Here is an 8078-nt window from a genome sequence, read left to right on the forward strand (position 1 = left end):
GTCGGGCTGTGTTTGATCGCATTGGTCAGCAGCTCGTTGACGGTCAGCGCGATCGGGATCGAATCGGCCTCGGTCAATGCAAAGCGGTGCGGCGCCGGGCCTTCGACGTCATAGCGGATCGCGCGGCCGAACATGCGCTGCACCGACAGCGTGATCGCCTCGATCACGCCACGCACCCGCAAGGGACCGGTCATGCCGACCTGCAGGCCGTGCACCTGCGCAATCGCATGCACCTGGCCGACCGCTTCGTTCAACGCCACCGCCGCCTCGGGGTGGCGCTGCGCGTTTTGCTGCAGCAGCCCGGCCACGCCTTGCAGGTTGTTCTTGATGCGGTGGTGCACTTCCTTGACCAGCATCTCGCGCTGCGCAATGGCGGCTTCGAAGCGGGCCTGCTCGGCCGCACGCTGCTCGGTCACGTCGCTGGCCACCAGCAGCAGATGTTCTTCGCCGCCGTCGCCAGCGTCGCGCAGGGCCACGATGCGCACGTCCCACTCGCGCGCCGGCTCGCCGGTCACGGGGTCGGCGTCTCGGTGCAACTCGCGCCGCACCATTTCGCGGCTGGCTACCGCCTGATGCAGATCGGCCGACAGCGCCGCCGCCTCTGGCTCGGGCAACCACATCGCGGGCGGACGGCCGATGATCTGGACCGCCGGCCGCCGCGCGAACGCCGACAGCATCTGGTTCAGCCGCAGCACCTGCAGGCCGCGGCCGTCGAACAACGCAATCGCCAACGGCGCGGTTTCGATGATGCGCTGCAGGCTGGCCTGCGCCTGCGCGATCTGGTTTTCGGCCTGGCGCCGGCGCTCGATGTCGAGCAGCGCAAAGGTCAGCTGCGCGGCACCCGCTTCACGCCCGGTGACGACCGCGTTGCCGACGACCCAGAACTCGCGGCCATCGCGCGCCACCAGCCTGCATTCGAAGGTCTCGGCCTGGCCTTCGTCGAGCACGTTGAGCCAGTCGGTGCGGCRCAGCGGATGGTTCGGCTCGGCCGAGGCCACCACCGCCATCGGCAGACCCTGGAAGTCGGCCAGCTCGCCGCCGAACATGCGGCGCGCCGAGCGGTTCATCCACTCGATGCCGCGCGGCCCGACGGTGACGATGCCGACCAGCACCGAGTCGAGCACCGCGCGCGTGCTGTCGGTTTGCTGCACCAGCGATTCGCGCGCCCTCACCTGCTCTTGCAGCAACTGCTCGTTGTGGCGGCGCGCGTTTTCTTCGTCGGTGATGTCGAGCGTGACCACGCTCATCGCCGGCCGCCCGGTGCCCAGCTCGGCCGGCTCCACGCGGGTCAGCAGCCAACGGCGCCCGGTGTCCGGGTGGCGCACGGCGTAGCGCACTTCAGCCGCTTCGCGCTGGCGCAGCGCGTGCTGCAACCGGGCGTAGTCGGCCAGTGATTCGGTCTCGACCACATCGCGGCCAATCGACAGCTGCGAGTTCGCGCCGTTGCCGGACGCAGCCGCAGCCAGCGCGCCGCCCGGCGGCGAGGCGGCCGAAGTCCAGCCCTGTTCGGCGTCCCAGGTGGCCACGCCGACACCGGCCGCGCCCATCAAGGCGTTGATGTGAACGGCCGCGCGCGCGGCATCGTCTTGCTGCGTGAGGTCTTCGACCTGCAGCAGCCAGCGGGCCGACGCGCCCAGCACCGGCGCCGGCAAACGCCGCGCCTGGGCCCTCACATGGATGCGCCGGCCGCCGCGGCCTTCGACCCAGGCATCGGTCGCATCGGTTTCGGCGGCCACCGGCATCGCCGGCCATTGGCCTTGCCAGCCCAGCAGTTGCTGCCAGTTCTCGGGCAGCGCCGGCAGGCCGCGGGCATCACCGCCCGCCGGGCTCAGCGCTTGCCAGGCGGCGTTGCTGCGCAGCAACCGGCCACTGGTATCGGCCAGCGCCAGCGAGGCTGGGCTCATCTCGAACAGAGCTTTCAGCTCGGCCGATACCTCGGCACTGTCTTCCAGCGCGGGGCGGATCGACGGTCGGCGGGAAGAGAAGATCGGCGGCATGTGGGCGGGCTGAGCTTCACCCGCAAGGGGTGCTGACGATGAAGAAGGCGCGGCCGAGTGTACGGCGCGCCATGATCGCGTCCTGGCCGCGACCGGCTGCGCCCATGCGTACAAGTTGGCAGACAGCGGCCTGCCCGGCGGTCTTCAGTCGCTGCGCAGCTGGCGCGCTGTGCCCATCGCCTTCAGGGCCGCGCGGTTCACTTCGCCGGCTGCCAGCATCATCGCGTCGGTGCTTTCGCGGATGTCGATCGGCGATTCCATCTCGACCGCAATCGACAGGTCCAGATAGGGCTGGTACGGCCCTTCGCCATCGACCAGCGCCTGCGCAACACGCTCAGGCACCGGCAGTGAAGCGAACAACTGGCCGAAGGTCTGGCCCAGCATGCGGTCGAGCAGCGAGAACACGCCACACAGGAAGATCTCGTTGCGCGTGGTGTCGTCACCGTGGGTGCGGGCCAGTTCTTCCATGAACAGGCCGCGGCGCACCGCCAGGAACATCAGCGGCTTCAGGTCGGGCTCGTCGATCGCGCTGGTCATCAGCAGCGCCAGCCAGCGCTTGAGCCGGCCATAGCCCAGCATCATCAGCGCGTGCGAAAACGAATTGATCTCCACCGACAGGCCGAAGCCCGGCGAGTTGATGTAGCGCATCAGACGGAAGCCCAGCGACGGGTCGCTGCGCAACACGGCTTCGAGCTTGGCTGCCGGCTCCTCGCGCTCGACGCGCTGGATCAGGTCCATCACCACTTGCACGCTGCCGGGCACGCCCTTCTTGGGCTTGCTGCCGTCGGGCACGTCGCCGAGCGGCCAACCCAGCACGGCCTGTGCGCCACGCTTGAAGCTGTCGCCAGCCTCGGCCGGCGTCGAGTTGCCGGACTGAACGAACGGCAGTGTGCGTACGGCCCCGCTGGGCGGTGGCTGATTGGCCAGCCGGCGATCGTCGGCGCGATCGACGATGGCGCACTTGAAGCAGTTCATCAGATCGGTCGGCAGCGGGCTCAGGGGCCGGCCCTTCAGCACCATCGCCAGGCCTTCAGCACTGCGTTGGCGGATGCGCTGGTCCCAGGCCGGATCACTGGCCAGGAAGGCCGGCACCTCGATCATCAGGTGGGCAGGCGTCTTGATGTCCATCAGCGCCAGCAGCCAGGCTTCGCTGGTCAGGTTGAGCGACATCGGGCCGGCTTCAGGGGGCCAGGCGTCGTCCAAGGCTGCCAGCAAGCCGGTCGGGTCGATCGGCGTGGAGTCGCTGGCGGGGTGCACCGTCAGCCGGGTCGACATCGGTGTCCGGCGGGCGTCGAACAGCGCGCCACAGCCGAGGATCACATGGTCAAGAATCGCGTGCGTCCCGGGGGCTGTGCTCATGTGGTTGGCTAAGTCTTGATGTAGTCGAACAGCGACATGCGCTGCATGCTCGAATAGGTCTGCAATGCGGCCTGGTAGCCGGTCTGCTGATTCTGGAAATCAGAAATGGCCTGAACCATGTCGAGGTCTTCTGCGTCGGAGCGCGTGGTTTCACCGAACAGCTTCAGATCATCAAGCCGCCCCGACACGCCGTCAATGCGATTCAGCACCTCGCCAGTCATGCTGCGGGCCGCTTGCAGATGGTCGCTCAGGCTGTCCAGGTCACGCAAGCCATTTTGCACAGACTGTGTGATTTGCGCGGTCGTGCGCAAAGGGGTTTTCAACTCGTTGACCACACGGTCGAGTGCATCGAACACGCTCAGCTCGGGTTCGGCAGGCGCCAACTCGAAGCTGTCGCCATCGGCCGGGTTGCCGCTGACGGTCACGGCCAGGCCGTCGATCTCGATCGCCTGGCCTTCCACATAGGGCACATTGGCCGTGCTGGTGGCCACGCCGTCTTTCAGGATCGAGTAGTTCGTCGTGCCACCGCTGACGGTGAAATTGATGGCGTAGGTCGAGCCGGTGATCTGGTCCGGTGCGGTCACGCGACCGGCATCGATCCACGCCCCGGTGCCGCTGACGGTGCGGGTTTCGAACACCCCGTTACCAGTCGGTGCAGACAGCCACACCTGGCCGCCGTCCAGCGTCAACGGCAAGGGCTCGTCGGAGGCGACGCGAACGGCGCCCCCGGTGCCGACGTAGTCCACGCCACCCGGGCGCTCCAGGAAAGGCGGGCGGCCTGCGCCCTGGCCCGAGAATACATAGCCGCCCGAGCCATCGCTGCGGTTGGCCACGCCCATCAATTGCTTGCGGATCTCGGACAGCTGGTTGGCCACGTCGGCGCGCTCGGCGTCGCTGTAGCTCGCATTGCCGGCCGCAGTGACCAGCTCGCGCGCCTGCTGCATCAACTCGCCCGCATCGGACAAGGCCGATTCGGTCAAGGTCATCGAGTTGCGGCTCGCGTCGACGGCACGCTGCGTTGAGTCGGCGCGCTGCATCAAGGCACGCGCACGCTCGGCGCGGGCGGCGGCCGTCGGGTCGTCGCTGGCATGCATCACGCGCAGACCACTGGTCAGGCGCGCTTGCGCGTCGGTCATTTCGCCCTGGCGGCGCTGCAGGTTCGCCAGCGAGCTGGCGTAGCTGGTCAGGGTGGAGGTGCGCAACATGGTGGTCAGTCCCTTCAGCGTCCGATCTGCAGCATGGTGTCGAACACCGCTTGCGCGACCTGCAGCACTTTGGCTGCGGCTTGGTAGCCCTGCTGATACTGGATCAGCCGGGCTGCTTCTTCATCGAGGTTGACACCGGTCTTCGAGGCCAGCTGTTCGCTGGCCTGGGTCGACGAGGCGGTGGAGATTTCGGACGCCACCCGCGCGCTCTGCACGCGCACGCCGACGTCGGCCATCGTGTCGGCATAGGCATCGGTCACGGTGGCACCGGCCATGTAGTTGCCGTTCGCATCGAGCGTGCGGCCGACGAACTGCTCGTCGGCCAGGTGCGACTGCGCCAGCGCGTTGCCGTTGTTGGTCGCGGGGTACAGGGTCTTGTCGACGGTCACCGTGTCGCCGGTCGCCGGCACGCCGTTCAGTTCGAGCGCAAAGCCGTTCAACTCGATCGGCTCGCCGGCATCCCACTGGCCGGTGCCGCTGCTGGCCAATGCGCCGGTCGTGCGGTCGCGCAGTTCCCAGGTGTAGGCGCCGGTGTCGTCGCTGAAGGTGACGGTGGCGGTCAGGTTCGGGTCGACCGTGCCGTCGGTCATGCGCAACTTGTCGATGGTCGCGGTGCCGGTGTTGTCGACGCCCACATTGGCCTGCACCGGCAGCGCCGCGGCAATACCGTTCGGGTCGTCGAGCAGGCGGTGCATGCCGCTGGCCGCGCGCGCCACCGGCTGCAGCAGGAAACGGTCGGTGCTGGTCGGTGCCGGCGTGCCGATGTGGACGGTGAAGCCGTCGACGGTGTCGCCGTCGGCGATGCTGCGCGTCACGCCATCGGACAAGCGCATCAGCTGGTACTGGCCAGCGTTGTTGGGATCCGCCTGCAGCGAGTAGTCACTGGCCTGGAGCAGGCTGGCGTCGGTGACGTCCAACGACACCGACGAAATCAGCTGGCCGTTGACATCACGCGCATTGGTCGCAGCCGGCAAGGCCTGCGAGGGGCCGACTTCGAAGATGTCGGAGCCGGTGTTGCCATTCAGGTCGATGCCCATCGACTGGGCGTGATTGACCTCGGACGCGAACGCCAGCGCCATCTGGCCGAGCCGGTTGCGCGCATCGACGAGGTCGTCGTTCTGGAAGTGCAGCAACCCGGCCATCGAACCGGAGGTCAGCAGGTCGTCGTTGAGCGCCAGCGACTGGCCGTTGGAGGTGATGGACAAGCCAATGCGCGAGGCGTCCAGGTCGTCCGGCCGCGTCGTCAGCTCGGCTGATTCGCCGCCCAGCACCAACCGGTGGCCGCCAGCGAGAAACACACCCACCGTGCCGTCGGACGCGGGGATTGTCGTCACGTTGACGTACTGGCTGATCTGTTCGATCAACTGGTCGCGCTGGTCCAGCAGGTCGTTGGGCTGCTGGGTCTGGCCGCGGTTGGCGGCGATCTGTTCGTTGATATCGGCCACGCGGGCGGCCAGCGCCGTCACCGTCTGGGCCGAATTCGTCATGTCGCTGCGCACGCCGGCTTGCAGGATGTCGAGCCGGTTCGATGCATTCGAGAAACGGTCGCTGACATCGGCCGCACGCGCCAGGACAGCCTGGCGTGCCGAGTTGTCGCCAGGCGCGTTGGCCAGGTCGACCATCGACGCAAAGAAGTCGCCCATCGAATAGCCCAGGCCCTGGTCGCCGGGCGGGAAGACGTTCTCCAGCTGCGACAGCTGGTTGTAGCGAGCTTCATGGGAAGCGGCCATCGACTTGGCTGCCGCGGCCTGCATCGTCAGGAACTGGTCGTGCGCACGCTTGACGTTGACGACGTTGACGCCCTTGCCGAAGAAGCCGGCACCGGTGAACTGGCCGTTGGCCGTGGCCAGCTCCACTTCCTGGCGCGAGTAGCCTTCGGTGTTCGCATTGGCGATGTTGTGACCGGTGACGTTGAGCGATGCGCTGTTGGCGAACATCGCCCGCATCCCGATCGACATGAGGGTGGAACCAGCCATGAGACGCTCCTGTCAGCGAACGCTTGCGGCGCTCAGGCGGTGGCGCTGCGTTGCAAACGCAGCGTGGTGTTGATGACCTTCGACAGCTTGTCCGCATACGCCGGGTCGGTGGCGTAGCCGGCGCGCTGCAGGCCTTGGGCAAACCCGTGCGCGTTGCCGCGCGAAGCCAGCACCTGCTCGTAGCGCGGGTTGTTCTTCATCAGGTTGGCGTAGTCGGCAAAGCTCTCGGCGTAACTCGAGTAGGCGCGGAACTTCTGCGTCACCTTGTGCGCCTGGCCGTTGATGTACTCGGTGGTCATCACGTCGGCCGTCGGGCCGTTCCAATTCGCGCCGGCCTTGATGCCGAACAGGTTGTGCGCCGGCGTGCCGTCGGCATGGCGAATTTCCTTGCGGCCCCAGCCGGTCTCATGCGCCGCCTGGGCAATCATGAACGACGCAGGGATGCCGCTGGCGGCTTCGGCGTTGGCCGCGGCCGTCTGGTGCTGTTGCACGAAGCCAAGCGCCGCCTTCTGCGGCAACTGCACCTCGGCGTTCGGTTTCAGCGGGTTGACCGGTGTGCGGTTGGCGCTCTCGTTCTTCGGGATCGGGCCGGGGTTCATGCCCATCTGCCGCTCGAGCTGGCGTGCAATCACGTCGGACAGGCCGCCGGGCATGCCCGAGAGCTTGCCGGCCCACTGCGTGTCGAGCATTTCCGAGCCCATCTTGGTGGCCTCGTTCTCGAGCATGCCGGTGGACTGCGCCGACTCGCGCATGTTCTTCAGCAGCTGCTGCATGAACAGCGACTCGAACTGCTTGGCAGCCTCGCGCACGGCCGCCTTCGGGTCTTTGCCGGCCGAGACTTTCAGCGACTCGATGCCGCGCGCGTCACCGTAACCGGTGCGGGCCAGGGCAGCAGGGTTGTTGACGCTCATGGCATACCCCGTCAGATCACTTCCAGCTCAGCTTGCAGCGCACCAGCGGACTTCATCGCCTGCAGGATGGCCAGCAGGTCTTGCGGCGTCGCGCCGAGCGAGTTCRGTGCCTTCACCACATCGGCCAGCTGCGCGCCGGCCGGCAACGCGATGATCGAGCCGCCTTGCTGGGTGATCGAGATGTCGGACTTCTCCTTCACCACCGTCTCGCCGGACGACAAGGCGCCGGGCTGGCTGATGACGGGCGATGAGCTGATGGTGACCGACAGGCTGCCGTGCGCCACTGCGCAAGGTGCCAGCGTGACGGACTGGTTCAACACGATCGAGCCGGTGCGCGGGTTCAGCACGATCTTGGCGGCCGGCTTGGCCAGCTCCAGCGGCAGGTTCTCGATATCYGCCAGGAAGCCGATGCGCGAATCGCTGTCCATCGGTGCACGCACGCGCACCACGCGGCCGTCGATCGCCTGCGCGGTGCCGGCGCCCTTGACGGCATTGATGGCTTGGGCCACCGCGCGGGCGGTGGCGAAGTCGGCCGAGTCCAGGTCGAGCTGGATCGAGTCACCCTGGTTCAGCGGCGTCGGCACCGAGCGCTCGACGGTCGCGCCCTGCGGCACGCGGCCACCGGACAAG

6 protein-coding genes are annotated in these 8078 nt (G+C 67.5%); all 6 read right to left on the reverse strand.

Annotated elements, in window-relative coordinates:
* The coding region (locus AC1DYI_RS20885) for a sensor histidine kinase (RefSeq protein WP_477206052.1) at positions 1–1997 on the reverse strand (1997 nt) is incomplete at its 3' end.
* A gap of 144 nt (positions 1998–2141) precedes the next feature.
* Positions 2142–3356 (reverse strand): EAL and HDOD domain-containing protein, encoded by a 1215-nt coding sequence (locus AC1DYI_RS20890; protein ID WP_477206053.1) that lies wholly within the window; start codon positions 3354–3356, stop codon positions 2142–2144.
* An 8-nt stretch (positions 3357–3364) separates the two neighbouring features.
* The gene (gene flgL, locus AC1DYI_RS20895) at positions 3365–4561 is read right to left on the reverse strand and encodes a flagellar hook-associated protein FlgL (protein WP_477206054.1); all 1197 of its coding nucleotides are present in this window, start codon (positions 4559–4561) and stop codon (positions 3365–3367) included.
* A gap of 14 nt (positions 4562–4575) precedes the next feature.
* Positions 4576–6537, reverse strand: coding sequence for a flagellar hook-associated protein FlgK (gene flgK, locus AC1DYI_RS20900; protein ID WP_477206055.1), 1962 nt, complete (start codon positions 6535–6537; stop codon positions 4576–4578).
* A gap of 32 nt (positions 6538–6569) precedes the next feature.
* Complete coding sequence (gene flgJ / locus AC1DYI_RS20905; protein ID WP_477206056.1) at positions 6570–7448, reverse strand: flagellar assembly peptidoglycan hydrolase FlgJ; 879 nt, start codon at positions 7446–7448, stop codon at positions 6570–6572.
* Positions 7449–7459: 11 nt separating this feature from the next.
* A partial coding sequence (locus tag AC1DYI_RS20910) for a flagellar basal body P-ring protein FlgI (protein ID WP_477206057.1) occupies positions 7460–8078 on the reverse strand: 619 nt, incomplete at its 5' end.

The sequence above is a fragment of the Ideonella sp. P3_A4 genome, assembly GCF_056403075.1.

Bases quoted from the DNA above. Each gene is read 5' to 3' on its own strand.
- flgL (WP_477206054.1), bottom strand. From the start codon at position 4,561: ATGTTGCGCACCTCCACCCTGACCAGCTACGCCAGCTCGCTGGCGAAC.
- flgK (WP_477206055.1), bottom strand. From the start codon at position 6,537: ATGGCTGGTTCCACCCTCATGTCGATCGGGATGCGGGCGATGTTCGCC.
- flgJ (WP_477206056.1), bottom strand. From the start codon at position 7,448: ATGAGCGTCAACAACCCTGCTGCCCTGGCCCGCACCGGTTACGGTGAC.
- AC1DYI_RS20890 (WP_477206053.1), bottom strand. From the start codon at position 3,356: ATGAGCACAGCCCCCGGGACGCACGCGATTCTTGACCATGTGATCCTC.